At 64.8% G+C, this 19,329-nt stretch carries 17 protein-coding genes and 1 pseudogene; 7 read left to right on the top strand and 11 right to left on the bottom strand.

Going from position 1 to position 19,329, the window contains the following annotated elements:
• From QOC76_RS09515 to QOC76_RS09490, 6 genes are all read right to left on the bottom strand, one after another.
• Positions 1-512 (bottom strand): MBL fold metallo-hydrolase (locus QOC76_RS09515; RefSeq protein WP_526356563.1); only part of this gene is annotated, 512 nt, incomplete at its 3' end.
• Entirely contained in the window at positions 512-2,092 is a 1,581-nt protein-coding gene (locus QOC76_RS09510; RefSeq protein WP_526356561.1) for an ABC transporter substrate-binding protein, read from the bottom strand. The genes QOC76_RS09510 and QOC76_RS09515, both read right to left, overlap by 1 nt.
• Positions 2,089-2,724 (bottom strand): cysteine hydrolase family protein, encoded by a 636-nt coding sequence (locus tag QOC76_RS09505; RefSeq protein WP_526356559.1) that lies wholly within the window; start codon positions 2,722-2,724, stop codon positions 2,089-2,091. Before QOC76_RS09505 ends, QOC76_RS09510 begins: the two co-directional genes overlap by 4 nt.
• Positions 2,725-3,729 (bottom strand): ABC transporter permease, encoded by a 1,005-nt coding sequence (locus tag QOC76_RS09500; protein ID WP_526356557.1) that lies wholly within the window; start codon positions 3,727-3,729, stop codon positions 2,725-2,727.
• Positions 3,730-3,742: 13 nt separating this feature from the next.
• The gene (locus QOC76_RS09495; protein ID WP_526356555.1) at positions 3,743-4,609 is read right to left on the bottom strand and encodes an ABC transporter permease; all 867 of its coding nucleotides are present in this window, start codon (positions 4,607-4,609) and stop codon (positions 3,743-3,745) included.
• Positions 4,609-6,615 carry a dipeptide ABC transporter ATP-binding protein gene (locus QOC76_RS09490; RefSeq protein ID WP_526356553.1) on the bottom strand — a complete coding sequence of 669 codons (2,007 nt, stop codon included), beginning with the start codon at positions 6,613-6,615 and terminating at the stop codon, positions 4,609-4,611. Before QOC76_RS09490 ends, QOC76_RS09495 begins: the two co-directional genes overlap by 1 nt.
• A gap of 217 nt (positions 6,616-6,832) precedes the next feature.
• Here QOC76_RS09490 and QOC76_RS09485 point away from each other — a divergent pair, with 217 nt between their 5' ends.
• From QOC76_RS09485 to QOC76_RS09475, 3 genes are all read left to right on the top strand, one after another.
• The gene (locus tag QOC76_RS09485) at positions 6,833-7,510 is read left to right on the top strand and encodes a TetR/AcrR family transcriptional regulator (protein WP_526356551.1); all 678 of its coding nucleotides are present in this window, start codon (positions 6,833-6,835) and stop codon (positions 7,508-7,510) included.
• Positions 7,511-7,520: 10 nt separating this feature from the next.
• Complete coding sequence (locus tag QOC76_RS09480; protein ID WP_526356549.1) at positions 7,521-7,796, top strand: YciI family protein; 276 nt, start codon at positions 7,521-7,523, stop codon at positions 7,794-7,796.
• A gap of 126 nt (positions 7,797-7,922) precedes the next feature.
• Complete coding sequence (locus QOC76_RS09475) at positions 7,923-8,972, top strand: NAD(P)-dependent alcohol dehydrogenase (protein WP_526356547.1); 1,050 nt, start codon at positions 7,923-7,925, stop codon at positions 8,970-8,972.
• Positions 8,973-8,974: 2 nt separating this feature from the next.
• Here the strand turns inward: QOC76_RS09475 and QOC76_RS09470 are convergent, their stop codons facing one another.
• Entirely contained in the window at positions 8,975-9,301 is a 327-nt protein-coding gene (locus QOC76_RS09470) for a DUF3349 domain-containing protein (protein WP_526356545.1), read from the bottom strand.
• 264 nt (positions 9,302-9,565) lie between these two features.
• On the opposite strand from QOC76_RS09470, the gene QOC76_RS09465 reads away from it, so the two are divergent.
• The 4 genes from QOC76_RS09465 (at position 9,566) to QOC76_RS09450 (ending at position 15,004) form a co-directional block, all read left to right on the top strand.
• A complete protein-coding gene (locus QOC76_RS09465; RefSeq protein WP_526356565.1) occupies positions 9,566-12,208 on the top strand; it encodes an MMPL family transporter in 2,643 nt (880 codons plus the stop codon).
• Between the two features lie 207 nt (positions 12,209-12,415).
• Complete coding sequence (locus QOC76_RS09460) at positions 12,416-14,023, top strand: amino acid permease (protein ID WP_526356543.1); 1,608 nt, start codon at positions 12,416-12,418, stop codon at positions 14,021-14,023.
• Between the two features lie 115 nt (positions 14,024-14,138).
• A complete protein-coding gene (locus QOC76_RS09455) occupies positions 14,139-14,510 on the top strand; it encodes a hypothetical protein (RefSeq protein WP_526356541.1) in 372 nt (123 codons plus the stop codon).
• On the top strand, positions 14,507-15,004 hold the full coding sequence (locus tag QOC76_RS09450; RefSeq protein ID WP_526356539.1) for a hypothetical protein: 498 nt from the start codon (positions 14,507-14,509) through the stop codon (positions 15,002-15,004). The genes QOC76_RS09455 and QOC76_RS09450 overlap by 4 nt, the downstream gene beginning before the upstream one ends.
• A gap of 9 nt (positions 15,005-15,013) precedes the next feature.
• Here the strand turns inward: QOC76_RS09450 and QOC76_RS09445 are convergent.
• From QOC76_RS09445 to QOC76_RS09430, 4 genes and pseudogenes are all read right to left on the bottom strand, one after another.
• Positions 15,014-16,076: pseudogene (locus QOC76_RS09445) on the bottom strand (cupin domain-containing protein).
• Between the two features lie 110 nt (positions 16,077-16,186).
• Complete coding sequence (nrdF, locus tag QOC76_RS09440; RefSeq protein WP_526356537.1) at positions 16,187-17,149, bottom strand: class 1b ribonucleoside-diphosphate reductase subunit beta; 963 nt, start codon at positions 17,147-17,149, stop codon at positions 16,187-16,189.
• Positions 17,150-17,286: 137 nt separating this feature from the next.
• Positions 17,287-18,846 carry a flavin-containing monooxygenase gene (locus tag QOC76_RS09435; protein WP_526356535.1) on the bottom strand — a complete coding sequence of 520 codons (1,560 nt, stop codon included), beginning with the start codon at positions 18,844-18,846 and terminating at the stop codon, positions 17,287-17,289.
• A gap of 92 nt (positions 18,847-18,938) precedes the next feature.
• Positions 18,939-19,329, bottom strand: a 391-nt coding sequence (locus tag QOC76_RS09430; protein WP_526356533.1) for an ABC transporter permease, incomplete at its 5' end; no start/stop codon positions are given.

The raw sequence follows: 19,329 nt of genomic DNA, 5'->3' as shown, positions 1-19,329 counted from the left end.
GCCTCCCCGTCAGCCAAGTGCCAATCGATATTCGGGTCGTCGAAGTCCATCCGGAAGATCGCATTGCTCTCCGGCTCAGGGTGATTCGACAAACCGTACTCGACCTCGCGGCGCTGAGCGTGCACCGGCACCTTGCCCGCGAACAACTTCAGACCCCCGGCGTGGTCGACGTGCAGGTGAGACAACCCGACGAGGTGGATGTCGTCGATGTCGACGCCGATGTCGGCCAACGACTCCTCGATCGGTTCTCCCGGGCCGGGCAGCACCGGCTGGTACTCGACGCTGGGGAAGTATCGTCGGCGCAGTGCGGGATCGCGGATCAGCGCGGTGTTGAAACCTGTGTCGAGTAGTACCCATCCCCCGTCTGTCTGCAGAAGTACACCGGGCACGGGCTCCCTCATCCGCAGCTCGGGTGAACTGCCGTACACCGAAACGGATTTCGGCAGCTCCTCCCAGCCGAGTGTCAGCAGGATGATCCTGCGGACGCCGCGCTTTCTCACCAGTACCGCCATCAGCCCACCGAGAGCGCGGCCAGTCGCAGCGAGTTCGGGTTCGTCACGACATGGGACTGTTCGACACCCTTGAGCCACGGCTGAGCGACCATGAAGTCGTTGACGTTGGCGATGTTCAGCCAGCAGCCGGTCTTGACCGCTTCGAGGCCTGCCGTCGAGTAGTCGGCTTGTGAACCGGTCGGGAGGCCCTTGGCCAACGCCGCGGTGACCGGCGGTGCCGAGCACCCGAAGAAGTTCAGTCCACCGTCGGCGTCCCAAGAGATGTGACCCCAGGTGTACGGCGACGGTGCGTCTGGCCACCCGAGATACGCCATGATCTCCGGTGCGGACTGCGCGTCGGAACCGATCCAGCCATAGATCTCCGACGTCGGATAGGCCTGCACCTTAGCGTTGAGTCCCGCGGCCGCCAGCTGCGTTTGCAGCAGGTTGCTGATCAACTGGTTGTCCGGGTTGGAAGAGTCGTATCCGATGGTGACGGACTTCTGGTCGGGCGGCAATCCCGCCGCCACGGCAGTCAATACCGAGGGGTCGTGCGGGACGGATTGCTTCCCGAACTCCGGCGGCATCATGTTCGACGGATAGATCTGATCGGCCTTCTCGCCACGTCCAAAGTAGGTCTGCTTGACTAGTTCGTCCACGTCGACCGCCTGCATGACGGCGTTGCGATTCTTGGCGTCGGTCATCATCCCCTTGCGCGGGTTGATGTAGAGGTAGTTCGACATCATCGTGGGCAACGAGTAGTGCGCGTACTTGGTTTCGTTGAGGTACTGGCCCACCGCGGAGGACGGCAGGTCGTGCATGATCGCGGCGATCTGACCGTTGTTGAACTGCAGCTGCTGCGCCGAAACATCGGTGATCACCGGCATCTCCACCTTCTCGAAGTAGGGCTTGGCGCCCCAGTAGTCCGCAAACGCGGCGAGCTCGTACTTCGAGCCCACCTCCGCAGCCGTCAGCGTGTACGGGCCGGTCCCTAGGTCGTGATTGGTCAGATAGGTCTGCGCGTTGTCGCTGCCCGCGTTCTTCTTCAGACCCTCGGGGCTCAAGATCCGAGGCCCGTAGGGGCACGCCAGATAGTCGAGGAACGCCGAGTTCGGAGCCTTGAGCGTGATGGTGACGTCGTAATCTCCCTGCGTGGTCACCGATTCGACATCCGTGACCATGTAGGCGGGGCCTTGGTTGACCGCGGCCCGTCGGTCGAACGAGGCCTTGACCGCTGCCGACGTGAACGGCGTGCCGTCGTGGAACTTTACGCCCTGGCGCAACTTCAGGGTGAACACCTTGTTGTCGGGCGACGCCTTCCACTCGGTGGCCAGGAGCGGTTCCAGTTCAGCCCTGTCGGTATCCGCCTTGTATTGCAGCAAACCCTCGTAGATGTTGGTGGTCAGGAGGAGACCCTGTCCTGCGTAGTAGATGTCGGGATCGGGCGGTTGGCCGGGGTCCTGCAGGAACGACAGGTGGAGGATCTTGTCCGTGGGTGCCGCGTTGGGCGCCCCGCCGCCGGATTCCGAACCGCTGCAACCGCTGAGCGTGAGGGCCGCCACTGCGCCGACGACGGCCACGGTCTTCAGTCGTTTGATCATCGTGCGGCTCCTTCGAGAACGGGTGCGGGACTTGTGAGTTCGGCGAACGCACGCAGAATCTCATCGGTGGTGCGCAGGGCACCGGTTTGCAGATACTCCATCGCGTCGAGCGCGGCGTCATGGCGATACTGCGACGAGCCGCCGACACAGTCGGTGACCACCCGCACATAGAAGTCGCGCTGGTGCGCATCGGCGAACGTGTAGTGCACGCACACGTCGGTGAGACCGCCGACGAGGATCAGTGTCGATGCCTTCAGCCCGCTCAGCACGATCTCGAAATCCGTTCCGATGAAACCGGAATAGCGGCGCTTGACGATGTGAAACTCGCCGGGCCCGGGACGAAGGGTGGGCTCGAGGTCGGTGCCGGGCTGACCTTCCACGCAGTGCACACCCTCGGTGCCGTCGAGTTCGCGCCCGAAATCCACACCGCTGGGCCGGTGCACCTCCTGGAAGAACACCACGGGTACTCGCGCCGCGCGCGCGGCGGCCACCAGGCGCTCGGCCAGGACGACGCGCTCGGCGTGACCGGGCATCACAGGAATTCCCGCGTCGTCTGCCGACATGCCGCCGCCGACTTGGATGTCGACCACGACCAGAACGGGATTGCCCACGATGAGTGGCTGTTTCGGCACCTAACCTCCTGTGACTGCGATGCGTGGATCGGCTGCCGCCTGAAGCAGGTCGACTGCCGTGTTGATGAACACGTACAGCGCGCCGAGCATCAGCGTGACCCCGGCGATCGCGGGAAAGTCGGCGACCGGGATGCTCTGCGCGATGTACTGCCCGATGCCCGGCCAACCGAACACCTGCTCGACGACCAGCACCCCCGAGAACATCAGGCCCACTTGCAGGCCCGTCATCGACAAGGCACCGCCGACGGAGTTACGCAGCACGTGTCGCGACATGATCTGACCCTCGGACAGCCCCTTCGCCCGGGCGGTACGCGCGTAGTCGCTGTCGCTGTCGCCGAGCAGGCTGCTGCGCAGCACCCTGCCGATCGCGACCGCAGGCCCGATGGCGATGACGAACGCGGGCAGGATCAGGTGGTGCAGGGCGTCGGCCACGACGTCGAAGCGACCGTGCAGCAGGCCGTCGATTGTCAGCAGACCGGTCGGTCCGGTCGGCGGATTGGCGATGCCGATGCGTCCGTTGGCCGGAACCCAGCCCAGCTTCTGATAGAAGATGATCAGCCCGAGGATCCCCAACAGGAACATCGGTGCCGATGCCCCAGTGAACAGAATCGCCCGCAGCGCACCCGCACCGCGCCACTTCAGCGTCGTGCTGAAGGCCAGCACCACAGCCAGCAGCAGTGCAATACCGATTCCGTAGAGGGCGAGTTCCAGTGTGGCGGGGAAGAAGTCGCTCAGATCCGATGCAACCGGATGGCGGGTCCGGTAGGAGGTGCCGAGGTCGCCGGTCACCGCGCCCGTGAGATAGTTCCAGAACTGCACCGCTATCGGTTCATTGAGCCCGAGTGCCGCGCGCCGCTGCGCCACCGCCTCCGCAGAGGCCTGAGCGCCCAGCTGCGCCTTGACGGGATCGAGCGGCGAGATGTGCGCAAGCAGGAACATCACCGCGGTCAGCGCGATCAAGATCGCGACCATCGCACCCAAGCGGGTCGCCACGAACGCCTTCATTGCAGCCCTTTGCCTAGCTTGTCTTCATCAGGTTGCGCAGGCAGTCGCCTGCGATGTTGCCGACCAGCGCGAGCACCAGCACACCGAGACCGGGCATCACGGGAACCCACCACTGCTGCAGGAAGTAGCTGAGATTGCGCGCCGAGTCGGCGCCCAGTTCAGGCGCGGGTTGGGACTGCCCGAGACCAAGGAACGACAGCGCCGCCAAGGTCAGGATCAACGTGCCGAGATCGAGGCTTGCGGCCACCAAGGCGTTCGGGACCGCCCCCGGCAGAAGATGACGGCCGGCTAGCCGAATGTGGCTGACTCCAGCGAGTTTCGCCGCCTCGACGTGCGGGCGCGCGGCCAGTCGGGCCACCTCACCGCGCACCAGCCGGGCGTAGAACGGCCACCACACGATCGACACGGCGATCAGCGTGTGCGCGAAGCTGGGTCCGAGTGCGGCGACCACCGCGATCGCGAGCACCGGTGCGGGCAGCGACAGAAACCCGTCGGTGATCCGCATCAGCAACGAGTCCAACCACCCGCCCGCCGTGCCCGCGATCACTCCGACCAGTCCGCCGATGAACAGTCCGACAGCCACCACGACGAGAGCGGCGAACCAACTGGACCGCACACCGAACAGGACCCGGGAGAGGATGTCGCGACCGACACTGTCGGTGCCGAGCAGGAAACCGCCCTTGCCGGGCGCCTGCAGGGGCATCCCGACGGGCAGCAGCGGATCGTGTGGCGCCAGCACCGGCACCGCGACCGCGATCACCGTGACGACGATGACGAGCGAGAAGCCGATCCAGTTGACCGTGTCCGACCCGAACCGCGGCATCGACAGCGGGCGCGCACGCTCACGTGCCAGCGGTGGGGCGGGTAGTGCGACGGCCATCAGCCCACCTTCTGTTCGATGCAGGCCACCTGGTGCGGGTTGCCGGGAGTGCCTTCCAACCGGACGTCGAGCTTGACGTCACTGCAGGTGTCGACCGCGTCCGGGCAGCGCGGGTGAAACGGGCAGCCCGTCGGCGGCGACAGCGGACTGGCGGGTTCGCCTGCCAGCACCCGGGATTCGCGGCCGAGGTCGGGGATCGAGTCGACGAGCGCCCGTGTGTAGGGATGCGTCGGCGCGCCGATGACCTGTTCAGCAGGACCGATCTCGACGATGCGGCCGAGGTACATCACGGCGATCCGGTCGGCCACCACACGGGCGACCGAAAGGTCGTGCGTGACGAATACCACGGACATGTCCAGGCTGCGCCTCAGGTCCCCGATGAGGTTGAGTACCGACGCCGCCAGCGAAACATCGAGCGCGCTGGTGGGTTCGTCGCACAGCAGCACCGACGGCGGCACGACGGTCGCGCGGGCCAACGACACCCGTTGCCGCTGGCCGCCGGACAGCTGGCCGGCCCGCGACTTCGCGATATCCGGAGACAGACCGACACGCTCGAGCACCTCGGCAACGGCGTCGCGTCGCGCGGCGCGCGCCACCCCGCTGCCGCGGAGCCGTTCGGCGATGAGCTCCCCCACCGACATCCACGGCGTCAGCGATGCCCCTGCATCCTGGAAGACCATCTGCGGGCGCTGCTCGCCCGCCAGCTGAACCGACCCCCACGTGGGCTTCTCCAGACCCGCGATGATCCGCAGCAGCGTCGACTTGCCCGAGCCGCTCTCGCCGACCAGCGCGACCGATTCGCCATGACCCACACGCAGCGAAACGCCGCGCAGCGCTTGCAGTTTGCCGTGGTTGCCCGTCGAGCGGCTGAACCAGCGCTTGGCCACCGAAAACGTCTTGGTGACATCGCGCATGACCACCGAAGGGGGCTCCTCGTCGTGGTCGGCGGCCTGTTCGGGAAACGGTTGGCTGATGTTCGTCGACTTCGTGCCCATCTCGCCGGCAACCTTGTCGAGCCCAAAGATGCATGCGCTCACCCGATCGGCCGCAACAGCGATCGGATCGGGCGGTGTCTTCGAGCAGTCCTCGGCGGCAAGCGCGCACCGCGGCGCGAACGCACAGCCCGGCAGCGGCGTCACCGGGCTGGGGACCGTCCCTGCCAGGGCCGCCAGCTGGCGGTCTCGGTGGGTGTCGAGCGTGAGGCGCGAGCGCAAGAGTCCGTGTGTGTACGGGTGGGCGGGGGTTTGCAGCACGGCCGCCGTGGGACCGATCTCGGCGATCCGGCCGGCATACAAAACCGCGATGCGGTCGGAGATCTGCGCAGCCACGCCGAGGTCGTGGGTGATCAACAGGATGCTGCAGCCGATTTCGTCACGCAGTCGCCGCAGCAGCCTAAGCACTTGGGCCTGCACCGTTACGTCCAGCGCGGTGGTGGGCTCGTCGGCGATGATGAGTTCCGGGTCACCCGCGACTGCGATGGCGATCATGACACGCTGCCGCAGGCCACCGGACAGTTCGTGCGGGTACGCCCGCATCCTGCGCTTGGGCTCCGGGATGCCGACGGCGGTGAGCAGTCGCAAAGCTTCCGCGTCAGAGCCCGCCGCCTCGGCGACCTGCTTGCCGATCCGCATCGTCGGGTTGAGCGAGGACATCGGGTCCTGAAACACCGCGCCGAGATCGAGCGCACGCACCTTGCGCAGCGCCTTCGCGCCGCCGCGCACCATGTCTGCGCCGGAGACGCATACCGCGCCTTCGATGTGGGCAGCCGCAGGAAGAAGCCCGAGGACGCTGAATCCCAATACGCTTTTGCCGGAACCCGATTCGCCCACCAGTCCCAGGATTTCGCCTGCCGCTATCGACAACGAGACGCCGCGCAGCGCGTGCACATCGCGTCCGTTGCGCCGGAACGTCACGCGGAGATCGCCGACGGTTGCCACAGGATCCGCTGTCGGCGGCACTCCGGCAACTGCTGTGCGCGCGTCGGCTTCGGATATCGCGATGCCCAACGGACAACTCCCGGTGTCGAAATCAAGGTCTCGGCATAGCGGCACAACAACGTGCTTGCCTGTCACCTGACAGTTTTCCGCTGCCGCTGTCGTGCTGGGTGTCCTTGGCGTAACCAAAATGGCGACGTAGGTAACCGATGCGTGTCCCGGGTTTCTGTCATGTGACAGAAACCCGTGGTTTCGCCGCTAGGGCTCGTTTGTGGTCCACGATGGGACCATGCCGCTCGCAAGGGCCGGGCGACCGCGCCTGCACACGCAGCGGCGTCCGGGGATGAATGCGCGTGACGAAATCCTCGACGCCGCCGGCGAACTGTTCACAACCCTGGGGTACGCCGGCACGTCCACAAGAAGCATCGCGGAGTCGGTGGGCATACGGCAGGCGTCGCTGTATCACTACTTCAACACCAAGGACGACATTCTGTGCGCGCTGCTCAGCCAGACCGTCGCCCCCACGCTGTCGTTCATCAGCGACCTGTTGGACAACGACCCGGCGCTGACTGCCGCCGAGTACCTTCATGCGCTGGCCGCCTTCGACGGTGACCGGCTGCTCAGCGGCCGGTGGAACCTCGGGGCCCTATACCTGCTTCCCGAGTTACGCGACGCCCGCCTGGAGCCGTTCTGGTCTCAGCGCGAGCGGCTTCGGCTGCATTATCTGGCGCACAGTCACTCCATCGTTGAACAGACCGGTGTCAACGAGGCGGCCGCGGACCTGCCGTTCCATCTGGTCGAATCGCTGGTCAACATGTGGTCGGTGGCACCGGGTCCCGAACGCTCCAGCCTGCCGTTCCACGTGGCAGACGCATGCATGCGGGTACTCGGCATCACCGATAACGACAACTCGGCTCTGCACGAACGGAGCAGGCTCGAGATTCAGCGCTATGCCGTCGCCGAGTAGGGTTTGTCGGGTGATTCACGTCTTGAGGTCGACGTATCTGCAGTCGGCCGAGGTCGTCGAACAGACCCGTCCGGCCCACCTCGAGTTCCTGAAAGAGGAGATCGCGGCGGGCCGCCTCCTTCTCGCCGGCCGCCAGGACAACGGGTCCGGCGGGATGCTCATCACCGCTGACATCGCCATCGAAGAGGCCGACGACATGATCGCGCGCGATCCCTACACAAAAGCCGGCGCGGCGAACTACGAGCGAACCTCGTTCAACGGCGCCTTCCGCGCGCCAGGACTTTAGGAGATACCTCACAGCAACGCCGGGGATTACGACCCGGCGGGCCGGGGTTGAACTGAACAGCCGCATTGTCGCGGCGCTCCATCCTGCCCGCTGAGCTTGTTCTCGCACGCATTGAAGAGGGATTTCATGACGACCGCCGTATCTGCTTACGCCGCCACATCTGCAACGGAACCGCTGACCAGGACAACGATCACCCGCCGCGACGTCGGGCCGCGCGATGTCGCGTTCGACATCCACTTCGCGGGCATCTGCCACTCCGACATCCACACTGTCAGGGCCGAGTGGGGCGACGTGACGTACCCCATCGTTCCCGGCCACGAGATCGCGGGCATCGTCACCGAGGTCGGCTCGGAGGTGACCAAGTACAAGGTCGGCGACCGCGTCGGCGTCGGCTGTTTCGTCGACTCCTGCCGCGAATGCGAGTACTGCCTGGCGGGCGAGGAGCAGTACTGCGACAACCCCGGGATGGTCGGCACCTACAACGGCGTCGGTCGCGACGGTCAGCCGACACAGGGCGGCTACAGCGGCGCGATCGTCGTTGACGAGGACTACGTGCTCGGCATCCCCGATTCGATTTCGCTGGAAGCCGCCGCACCCTTGCTGTGCGCGGGCATCACCACGTACTCACCGCTGCGGCACTGGAACGCAGGACCCGGCACGAAGGTCGCAGTCATCGGCCTCGGCGGTCTCGGACACCTGGCCGTCAAGCTCGCGGTTGCGCTCGGCGCCGAAGTGACGGTCCTGAGCCAGACGCTGAAGAAGATGGAGGACGGCCTGCGGCTCGGTGCGGCCGAGTACTACGCCACCAGCGACCCCGAGACGTTCGAGAAGCTGGCGGGACAGTTCGACCTGATCCTGAACACGGTGTCGGCCAACCTGAACATGGCCGATTACCTCGGCCTGCTGAAGTTGGACGGCACCCTCGTCGAACTCGGCATGCCCGAGAATCCGATGGCCGTTCCGGCCGGGGCCCTGGTCTTCGGTCGCCGGAGCATCGCGGGCTCGCTGATCGGCGGCATCGCCGAAACCCAGGAGATGCTCGACTTCTGCGCCGAGCACGGTGTGGCGCCCGAAATCGAGGTCATCGCACCGGATTACATCAACGAGGCCTACGAGCGCGTGTTGTCCAGTGACGTGCGGTACCGGTTCGTCATCGACACGCAGTCACTGCGTTAGAGCTACCCCTGCGCCGCGGTGACTCCAGCCAGCGGCCAACCGGCCGCCGCCAGCCTGGCCGCGACCCGCTGGACGTTGTCGGGGCCCGCGTCGTGGTGAGTGACGTCGGAGATGAACTCCGCGATCTCGTCGCGGGTGATCTCGCCGTCGGTCAGCGCGCCCGCATTCCCGTCGGTGATGTTGCGCACGACCTCTTTGACCTCGTCTTCGGTCAAGGGGGTCGCACGCAGCAGCGCGAGCAGAGGGACGCGATCGGGCCCTGGGACGCCTTCGGGGTACCCGGCGCGGAGCCACCGCAGGATCGACTGAAACAGCGACGTAGTGGTCACGCCGCTAAGTGTCAGGCCTGCGAGGTACCGGCGCTACGTCGCCTTCTCACAGTTTCGGACGCATTCACCGGCCGTTCACTCGACGATTTGCTTGTTCCGCACCGCATCGATGGCTACCTGGGGCTGCCCTGCTTGTAATCTCAGCCATGCAACTGAGTGAAGAAGTCAATACGCCGGCCACGGAGCCACGCGAGTTAGGGGCTAATCGTTTTCGCCTGGTGGGGTCGAACGGTATATCGCTACCGATTCGCCGTGGTGGCAGTCATGGTGGCGCTGTGCCTCGGTAGTGGCATCTACGGCAGCAGCCTCGGCGAGCACGTCACGCAAAGTGGCTTCTTCGACGACGGCAGCGAATCGGCACAGGCGTCGCGGCTGGGTGACAAGCACTATGGCAGGGACACCTCTGGCCATATCGTCGCGATCTACACCGCGCCCAACGGCAAGACCGTCGACGACCCGGCCTTCCGCAAGAAGATCCTGAACAACCTCGCAAAGGCGGAAAAGGACCACCCGGACCAGATTCTGCGGTCCATCGGCTACTTCAAATCGCCTGATCTGCTGCGCAATATGGCCGACGCGTCGAAGAAGCACGCGTTCATGTCCATCCAGCTCAAGGGCGACAACGACGACCTCATCCTCAAGAACTTCAAGGCGGTACAGCAGGACCTGGCCGACCCGGGCGTCAACATCCAGTTGGCCGGGTTGTTGCCGCTGGCCAACGAACTGACCGGGACCATCGCCACAGACCAGCAGCGGGCAGAGGTGCTCGCCATGCCGTTGGTGGTGGTTCTGCTGTTCTTCGTGTTCGGCGGTGTGGTCGCGGCGTTCCTGCCCGGGATCATCGGCGGCCTGACCATCGCGGGCGCCCTCGGCATCATGCGGTTGACGGCGCTGTCCGTGCCGGTGCACTACTTCGCCCAGCCGGTGGTGACGCTGATCGGCCTCGGTATCGCCATCGACTACGGACTGTTCGTGGTCAGTCGCTTCCGCGAGGAGATCGCCGAGGGCTACGACACCGAGACCGCGGTCCGCCGCACCGTGGTGACGGCCGGGCGCACCATCGCGTTCTCGTCGGTGCTGATCTCGGCATCCGTCGGCGGACTGCTGCTGTTTCCGCAGGGCTTCCTCAAATCCCTTACCTACGCGATGATCGCCTCGGTCACGTTGGCGGCGCTCCTGTCGATCACCGTGCTGCCGGCAATCCTGGGGATGCTGGGTCCGAAGGTCGACGCCCTGAGCGTGACCACGCTGCTGAAGGTGCCTTTCCTGCGGGACTGGCGATTCAGCAACCGGATCATCACCTGGTTGGGTGCAAAGCTGGAGAAGACCAAGACCAGCGCAGAGGTCGAGAACGGCTTCTGGGGAAAACTGGCGGACCGCGTGATGAAACGTCCGCTGCTGTTCGCGGTCCCGATCATCCTCGGTCTGATCGTGCTGATACTTCCGCTGGGCAATCTGGCCCTTGGCGGCATCAGCGAGAAATATCTGCCGCCAACGAACCCGGTGCGCCAGGCGCAGGAGGAGTTCGACCGGACGTTCCCCGGTTTCCGAGTCGAGCCCATCACGCTGGTCATCCAGAGCACCGACGGCCGACCGGTCACCGACGCCGAGGTCGCACAGGTCCGCAGTGAAGCGCTCGGCATTCCGGGATTCGCTGAACCGGACAATGATCCGGCCAACATGTGGAGGGAGCGGCCGTACCTCGACGGCGCCTCGAAAGATCCGTCGGTTCGGGTCATCCAGAACGGCCTGGTCAACCGTCTGGACGCCAAGGCGAAAGTCGTTGCTCTGAGGGCGCTTCCGAAGCCGCATGATCTGAACTTGTTGGTGGGCGGCACACCCGCGCTCGAACAGGACAGCGTCGCAACGATTTCCGCGAAGCTGCCGCAGATGGTTCTGATTGCGGTCTCCATGACCACGATCCTGATGTTCCTGGCGTTCGGATCGCTGGTGTTGCCGATCAAGGCCGCGCTCATGAACGCCTTGACGCTGTGCTCGACGCTGGGCGTGCTGACGTGGATATTCATCGATGGCCACTTCTCCAGTTGGCTCAACTTCACGCCGACTCCGTTGACAGCTCCGGTGATCGGGCTGATCATCGCCGTGATCTTCGGCTTGTCAACCGATTACGAGGTCTTCCTGGTATCCCGCATGGTGGAGGCCCGTGCTCGCGGAATGACCACCGAGGAGGCCATCCGCACCGGCACCGCCAGCACCGGTCGTCTGATCAGCGCCGCGGCACTGGTTCTTGTCGTGGTCGGCGGCGCGTTCGCCTTCTCGGATCTGGTGATGATGCAGTACCTGGCGATCGGCCTCATCACCGCGCTGCTGCTCGACGCGACCGTTGTCCGGATGTTCCTGGTGCCGTCGGTCATGAAGCTGCTCGGCAACGACTGCTGGTGGGCGCCGCGGTGGATGAAACGGCTGCAAGAGCGGATCGGCCTCGGCGAGATCACGCTCGAGGACGAGCGCAAGGCGACCGAGGCGGTCCCCGAGCAGTTGGATGAATCGCTCGCCTTCGGAACGGTCGTCGGCGCGCCGACGTGGCAGAAGCCGGTGCACGACCCGTCGCGTCCGACCGCGGCGGCACTGGCTTCCTCCGGGGCTGCCTCTGCGGTCGCCCTCGCCGACCCGCCGCTGGCGGAGCCGACCTTGCCGGTGCCGACCGGTGGCGCCAACGGCGACTCGCCGTTTGAAGAACCTTCGGGCGACGGGGACGAGAACGAGGACGGCGACGCCGCATCGGCGGAGCCGACCGACGAAGGCGCGACCGTCGGTGCACAAGAGGAATCCGCAGACGAAGTAAAGGTCGAGACCGCAGACGAAGACTCGGCCGACGACGAGGCCGTTGAACAGCCCGCCGACGTCGACGAGGCCGACGAGGCCAAGGGCAGCGCCGAAGAATAGCGTCAGACTAGGCACTCGCTATCGCCGAAACTGCGCACGGATCGCCCCGGACCATCGAATCGCGATCTCCCTGCAGTCTCGCGGACAGGGATGTGCTGAAAATTTCTTCCCATTCGAGTTGTCGAAAGAGCCCAGCAGTGCCACGCTCACTGCGGGAACTGCGACGTCGCGGCTCCCTTGCACTGCGATCCGAACGGGAGAGCCGCGATGACGACTGAATCCGCACCCACGCAGGGAGACCTCGAACCGGCGCCTGCCGGCCTGAAGAAGGGCGCGATCGGCATCATCGCCGTCCTGTTCATGGCCGTCGCCAACGCCGCGCCGATCACGGCGATGACGAGCAACACCCCTATAGCGGTGGGCTTCGGAAACGGTCTTGGTGCCCCGGCAGGATTTCTCTTCGCGACGATCATCCTGACGCTCTTCGCGATCGGTTACGTCGCGATGGCCAAGTACATCACGACGGCCGGCGCCTTTTACGGCTTCATCTCTCACGGCCTCGGTCAGGCGTGGGGTATGGCCAGTGGCGCCCTTGCGACGTTCGCCTACGTCGTCTTCGAGGGCTCGCTGATCGGCGGCTTTGCGTACTTCGCCAACGATGCCGTGAACACCATTGTGGGAGTGAATATTCCGTGGTTGTGGTTCGCCATCGGCGGGATCCTGGTCATCGCGGTGCTGTGTCACTTTCACATCAGCCTGACGGCGGCGATCCTGAGCGTGACGCTGACGTGCGAGGTGGTCGTCCTGCTCGCGCTCGCGTTCTCGGTGATCTTCAAAGGCGGCGGACCCGACGGCTTCCTGCTCAACGAGACGGTGCTGCCGCTGAACGCATTCCAGAGCCTACCTGCAGGAGCGTTCGGTACAGCCGCAGCGGCCGGTTCGGCAGCGATCGGCCTGTTCTTCGCGTTCTGGTCGTGGGTCGGCTTCGAAACCACTGCGGTCTACGGCGAGGAGTCCCGCAACCCGAAGAAGATCGTCCCTCGGGCCACGCTCATCGCGGTGATCGCTCTGGGCCTGTTCTACACGTTCATCTCGGCAATGGTGATAGCGGGCAACGGCAAGAAGGCGTCCGTCGAGTCCTCGATCAGCTCGAACCCGCCCGATCTGCTGTTCAAACTGGTGGACGCCAACCTCGGCGGGGTGTTGCTGGACATTTACAAGATCCTGCTTGTCATCGGTTCATTCGCATGTGCCATGGCGTTTCACAATGCCGCCTCTCGCTACATCTTCGCGCTCGGCCGCGAAATCCCTTCTACCGCAGTGCGGAAGACCATCGGTGCGGCCCATCCGACGCACGGCTCCCCATATATCGCGTCGGCGGTGCAGAGCATCATCACACTGGTGCTGGTGCTGCTGTTCACCTTCTTCACTGCGGTACAGGTGCCCGATGCAAACGGCACCCCTGTCGACACCCCGACACTGGTGCCCTTCGTCAACATCTATGGTCTGCTGGCCCTGATCGGCACTGCGGCGATCCTGCTCGTGCAGGCGATCTGCTCGATAGCGGTGATCTGGTACTTCTGGGTCAAGAAGACGCACAAGGGCAGCGTGATCACCACGTTGATCTGTCCGTTGATCGGCGGACTGGCGATGTTCTACGTCGTCTGGCTGCTGTGGGATAACCGTGCCTTCGCAGCGGGTTACGCGGCGAACTCGGATGTCTTCAAGGTCGGCCCGTATCTCATCTTGGCAATATTCGTCATCGGCATCGTGTACGCCTTCTGGCTGCGCTCGGCCAAGCCCGACGAATACGCCGCCATCGGCCGCACCGTACTGGAGGAGGCACACGAGCGGGCCGAGGAGGCAACGATCTAAGCGCCTGGGGCGAATAGCTGAGAAACTTCTTAGCGTTGGGCCGTCTCGGCCGAAATCGGCCTCACCAAGCCGCTTCCGTGCTTTGATTGACCGATTCGGTTGAGAAAGGCGCGAAATGACCTCTAAGGCAAGGCTTTCCTGCGTGATCGTTGTCGGCGTGGGGCTGTTCGTTACCGGCTGCGCGGGGTCGACCACGACAAGTGACAGCAGCAGCCAGGCGACGACAACGCAGGCGGCATCCAGCGCAACGGGCCCTGCGGCTCCCGCGGGTGCCAAGGTGTCGGCCAATACCGCCTCCGACAAGGAGATCGAGTCCGCGCTCGCGGCCGCAGGCGTGAGCAATCCGGGGCGGTGGGCTCACGAGGTCGTCGAGTATCGCCCCCACCCGATGGACGATCCGAACCTGCAGCAGCTGCGGGACAACCTGGCCAAGTACAACCCGGGCGAGGAGACCCTCGACAAGATTGTCTCAGCTTTGACGCCGTGACCGCAGACTCCAAAGCGGTTTCGCCGGTCATGATCACGTTCGTGCGGCGCGGGCTGCTTGCTCTCACCGTGATCGGGATAGCGGCCACAGCGTTCGAATTGAGCACCGAACATCATTGGAACGGACTTGAACAGCTGGTTCCGTGGTTCGCGCTGACCGCGTTGACGGTCGCGTTGGTGCTGGCCGTAATGCCCACCCGCGGAGCGCAACTACTGGCGAGAGTGCTCGCGTTGGTGGTGCTCGGCGCATCGGTCTACGGGGTGTTGGACCACATCGCCGTCAACTACAACTCCGGCCCCCTCGACCAACGCTTCGCCGATACCTGGGAGTCGCTGTCTGCGACCCAGCGCTGGTGGTACGCCTTCACCAAGCAAGTCGGCCCCTCCCCGCCCCTGGCTCCGGGGGTGCTCGCGCAGACCGCTCTGTTGCTACTGCTGGCCGGCGTCATGCGCGGAAAGCGCGCCGAACCGGAGCCCACCCCGGCTTCGGTTTAACTCGTCTCGTCATTCTCCGACGGCGTGCGCGTCGACCGGATTGAGCCGCGTCACGATCAGCGGATCTGCCGGCGTGAACGGAAACTGCGGGAGGTCGTCGATGTGGGTGTTGAACGTCGCCGCGAGCACCTCGCGCGAGTAGGCGCTCGCCGAGGCGCGGTACCCGATGTCGGCGGGGAACGGCTGGTCGAAGAAGATCAGGAGGTGCCACTCGTCGGTGCCGATGTTCTCGATGTGGTGCGGGTAGGCCCGTGGGATGAAGTACATGTCGCCCGTCGTCATGTTCCAGCTGTCCAGCGTCCGATCGGGATTCATGATGGTCATCCGCGCATCTCCGTGGTGCACGTAGCCCATCTCGGCGGTCACAGGGTGCCAATGTGGTTCGCGCATACCGTTTTCGGCGACACGCAGCGAGTACATCGAAATGTTCTTCAGCGCCGGCCAGAATTGATCGCGCGCGAAGCGCGCGTTGCCGTATGCGTAGGTCAGTCCCGCGGGCTGGCCTTCGACGTCGAACTTGTGCGGATTGTTCAAGTACGCCGTCGACGAAACGTCCGGGTCGCCGACGCGGGCCGCCAACTTGTGGTCAGCGGTGGTGCGCCGGATCTTCGACATGTCGGATGCCCGGCAGGTCGTAGGTGTTGCCGAGCACGGCGTCGGTGAAGGCGCCGAACGTCGCACCAAGCCCGAAGTCCTCGGGGCGTTCGTTGCGGAAGGTGATGACGAACTCGGCGACGTCGGTGCCGATGTTCTCGATGTGATGCAGTGCGCCGGAGTCGATGTGGAACATCTGGCCGGCGGTCACGACGAAGTTCGAAAACCGGCTGTGGTCGTCGAGGACCGAGACAAGTGCGGTGCCGGACACGCAGTAGGTCAGCTCGTTGGCGTTGGCGTGCCAGTGCGGCGTCCGCATCGCACCCGGGTTGAGCAGCACCCGCTTAATGGACAGCCGCTTGAGGATCGGCAGGTTGTCGGCGGTGACGCGGCGCATCGAGCCGAAGTCGTTCTCCTCGACGACCTCGCCGTCGAACAGGGAGGCGGTGTGGTCGCTGCGGGTGAGTGAGGCTGTCATGGCGCTCTCCTGCCGATCCCGGGTCTCGGTCTACTGTGAAGCAACCTCAACCCTCGCCGCAGCGAAAGCCGATGTCTTCGACGCCGGCCGGAATCCGAGCTGCAGGCCTTCTAGAAGTCCCAGTCCTCGTCTTCGGTGTTGACGGCCTTGCCGATGACATACGACGAGCCTGAACCCGAGAAGAAGTCGTGGTTCTCGTCGGCGTTGGGGCTCAGCGCCGACAGTATCGCCGGGTTCACGTCGGTCTCGTCGCGCGGGAACAGCGCCTCGTAGCCGAGGTTCATCAACGCCTTGTTCGCGTTGTAGCGCAAGAACTTCTTGACGTCCTCGGTGAGCCCGACCTCGTCATAGAGATCCTGGGTGTACTCCACCTCGTTGTCGTAGAGCTCGAACAGCAACTCGTAGGTGTAGTCCTTGAGCTCGGCCTGCCTGGCGGCGTCCTCCAACGCGAGCCCACGCTGGTACTTGTAGCCGATGTAGTAGCCGTGCACGGCCTCGTCGCGAATGATCAGCCGGATCATGTCGGCGGTGTTGGTCAGCTTGGCGCGGCTGGACCAGTACATCGGCAGATAGAACCCGGAGTAGAACAGAAAGCTCTCCAGGAGCGTGGAGGCCACCTTGCGCTTCAACGGGTCGTCGCCCTTGTAGTACTGCATGACGATCTCCGCCTTGCGCTGCAGGTTCGGGTTCTCCTCCGACCAGCGGAACGCCTCGTCGATCTCGACCGTCGAGCACAGCGTGGAGAAAATGTTGCTGTAACTCTTGGCGTGCACGGATTCCATGAACGCGATGTTCGTGTAGACGGCTTCCTCGTGCGGGGTCAGCGCGTCGGGGATGAGGCTGACCGCGCCCACCGTGCCCTGGATGGTGTCCAGCAGCGTCAGGCCGGTGAAGACCCGCATGGTCAGCTGCTTCTCGTGAGCGTTCAGCGTTTCCCAGGACGGGATGTCGTTGGACACCGGCACCTTCTCGGGCAACCAGAAGTTGCCGGTCAGCCGGTCCCACACCTCGGCGTCCTTCTCGTCCTGCAAGCGGTTCCAGTTAATGGCCGAGACACGGTCAATCAGCTTCACGCCATCACCCACGACAACCCCATTTCACCTGCAGTTTGACTGTCTATAGCCGTTGTACAACCTGCCACCGACACTACCCCTGGGGTTGGCCTTAAAGCGGCAACACAAGATGATGTGTCTGGCGTGTCGCATGCTCCTCAGGCAGCAACGCGCTGGCCGACCCCGAGAAATTTGTACTCGGACGGCTTCAGCTTGCGCATGTCGCGCCAGTACTCCCAGGTCATCCCGCTCCACAGCGCCCGGTTGACGCCGTGCTCATCCAGATACCAGCTACGGCAGCCGCCCGTGTTCCACACGGTGCGGCCGAGTTCGGTCTGCAGTTCGGCGTTGTCCCGGTCCTGCGCGCTGCGCGTCGGCGCAAGAGCCTGCGCGTCGTAGCGGTCCACCTCGGAGATCGCCTGGGCCACATAGCGGACCTGCGCCTCGATCATGAACACGACGGAGGTGTGCCCCAGTCCGGTGTTCGGGCCGAGCAGAAAGAACAGGTTCGGCATGTCGGCGACGGCGACGCCGCGGTGTGCCACCACGCCCTCGCGGTTCCACCGATCCACCAGGTCCTCCCCGCCTGAACCCTTGATGTCGACGTAGGTGTAGGAGTCGGTGACGTGGAATCCGGTGGCGTAGACGATGACGTCCACCGCGCGCTCTGTGCCGTCGGCGGTGACGATCGAATCGGGCGTGATGCGGCTGATCCGGTCGGTGATCAGGTGGCACTTCGGGTTAGCGACGCCCTGATAATAGTTGGGCGAGTACAGGATTCGCTTGCAGCCAGCCCGATAAGTCGGCGTCAGCCTGCGGCGGAGCTCCTTGTCTTTCACGGAGCGCCTGATGTTCAACTTCGCGACAAGTTGCACCGCACGCAGCAGCGCGGGCCGTCGCGTCATCGCGAATCCGAGGCCCTCGAGGAACCAGTAGATGCCGCTGCGCACCGCCAGTCGCAGCCCGGGAACGTAGGCGAACGCGCGCTTGAGGCCTTCCGGGAACGGCTTGTTGGGCCTTGGCACGACCCACGGTGGGGTGCGCTGGTAGAGCTGCAGTTCGTCCACGTCCTTGACGATCGACGGCACGATCTGGATGGCGCTGGCACCGGTTCCGATCACCGCGACCCGCTTCCCGGTGAGGTCGACGCTGTCGTCCCACTCGGCGGAATGGAAAGAGGCGCCGCCGAATTCGTCCTTGCCGTCGATATCAGGGATCAACGGAATGTGCAGCGCGCCGGCTCCGGATATCAGGAACTGGGCGACGTACTCCTGACCGTCGGTGGTGAAAACGTGCCAGCGGTACTCGGAGTCGTCCCAGTGCGCACGGTCGACGAGCGAGTCGAACCGGATGTAGCGGCGCAGCCCGTACTTCTCGGTGACGCCCTTCAGGTAGTCCCAGATCTCGGGCTGCGGGGAGAACAACTTGCTCCAGGTCGCCTTCGGCTCGAACGAGAACGAGTACAGGTGCGACGGGACGTCACACGCGCATCCCGGGTAGGAGTTGTCTCGCCACGTGCCGCCGACGTCGCCGGCTTTCTCCAGTATCAGGAAGTCCACGCCCTGCTTCTGCAACGCAATGCCCATTCCGAGTCCGGAGAAACCGGTCCCGATGATGAGCGCGCGCGTGTGGACGGGTGCCTTCCCCCCCGTCGCTTCGCTCCTACCGCCTGGGGCCTTCTGGGTGGTGCCTTCGGCCGACTGCTCTGCGACGGTCATACGTCCTCCCCTGCCTTCGGTGTGGGCCCAGCCTGGGAACGGCGGTACCGGGTAGTTGCCCACGCCAGTGTAAGGGTCGGTTTGACTGGCCGTCATCGCCGGAATGCGCCGGGCGCGGACCGCCGGTCGAGTACCCAGACGGTCGCAAGCAGCAGGACGATGGTGACGACGGCGAGCGTTATGAGGCTCTGTCCCGTCCCTCCGTCGAAGGTGTCGCGGTAGACGGACATGGCAGGCAGAGTGGCGGTGTACCGGTCGAGATTTAGATCGCGACCCAATGCTTCGAACGCGTGGCGGTTGGCCAGACCGAGGCTGATCAGGCGTCCAGGGGTGGCCATCGCATCGACGGGAACGATGGCGCCGCCGAACAGAACCTGTGGGAAGCAGAGCATCGGTAGGGCGAGGGCCGCCTGTGCGGCGTTGGAGACCGCCGCCGACGCGAGCAGTCCGAGCGCCAGCGCCGACATCGCCTCGATGACAATC

It is taken from the genome of Mycobacterium sp. (assembly GCF_032159565.1).
GTDB lineage: Bacteria > Actinomycetota > Actinomycetes > Mycobacteriales > Mycobacteriaceae > Mycobacterium.
The sequence above is the reverse complement of the archived record's forward strand: the minus strand, read 5'-3'. Positions and strand labels throughout refer to the sequence as shown.

Bases quoted from the DNA above. Each gene is read 5' to 3' on its own strand.
- QOC76_RS09510 (WP_526356561.1), bottom strand. From the start codon at position 2,092: ATGATCAAACGACTGAAGACCGTGGCCGTCGTCGGCGCAGTGGCGGCC.
- QOC76_RS09500 (WP_526356557.1), bottom strand. From the start codon at position 3,729: ATGAAGGCGTTCGTGGCGACCCGCTTGGGTGCGATGGTCGCGATCTTG.
- QOC76_RS09495 (WP_526356555.1), bottom strand. From the start codon at position 4,609: ATGGCCGTCGCACTACCCGCCCCACCGCTGGCACGTGAGCGTGCGCGC.
- QOC76_RS09485 (WP_526356551.1), top strand. From the start codon at position 6,833: ATGCCGCTCGCAAGGGCCGGGCGACCGCGCCTGCACACGCAGCGGCGT.
- QOC76_RS09475 (WP_526356547.1), top strand. From the start codon at position 7,923: ATGACGACCGCCGTATCTGCTTACGCCGCCACATCTGCAACGGAACCG.
- QOC76_RS09465 (WP_526356565.1), top strand. From the start codon at position 9,566: ATGGTGGCGCTGTGCCTCGGTAGTGGCATCTACGGCAGCAGCCTCGGC.
- QOC76_RS09460 (WP_526356543.1), top strand. From the start codon at position 12,416: ATGACGACTGAATCCGCACCCACGCAGGGAGACCTCGAACCGGCGCCT.
- QOC76_RS09455 (WP_526356541.1), top strand. From the start codon at position 14,139: ATGACCTCTAAGGCAAGGCTTTCCTGCGTGATCGTTGTCGGCGTGGGG.
- QOC76_RS09435 (WP_526356535.1), bottom strand. From the start codon at position 18,846: ATGACCGTCGCAGAGCAGTCGGCCGAAGGCACCACCCAGAAGGCCCCA.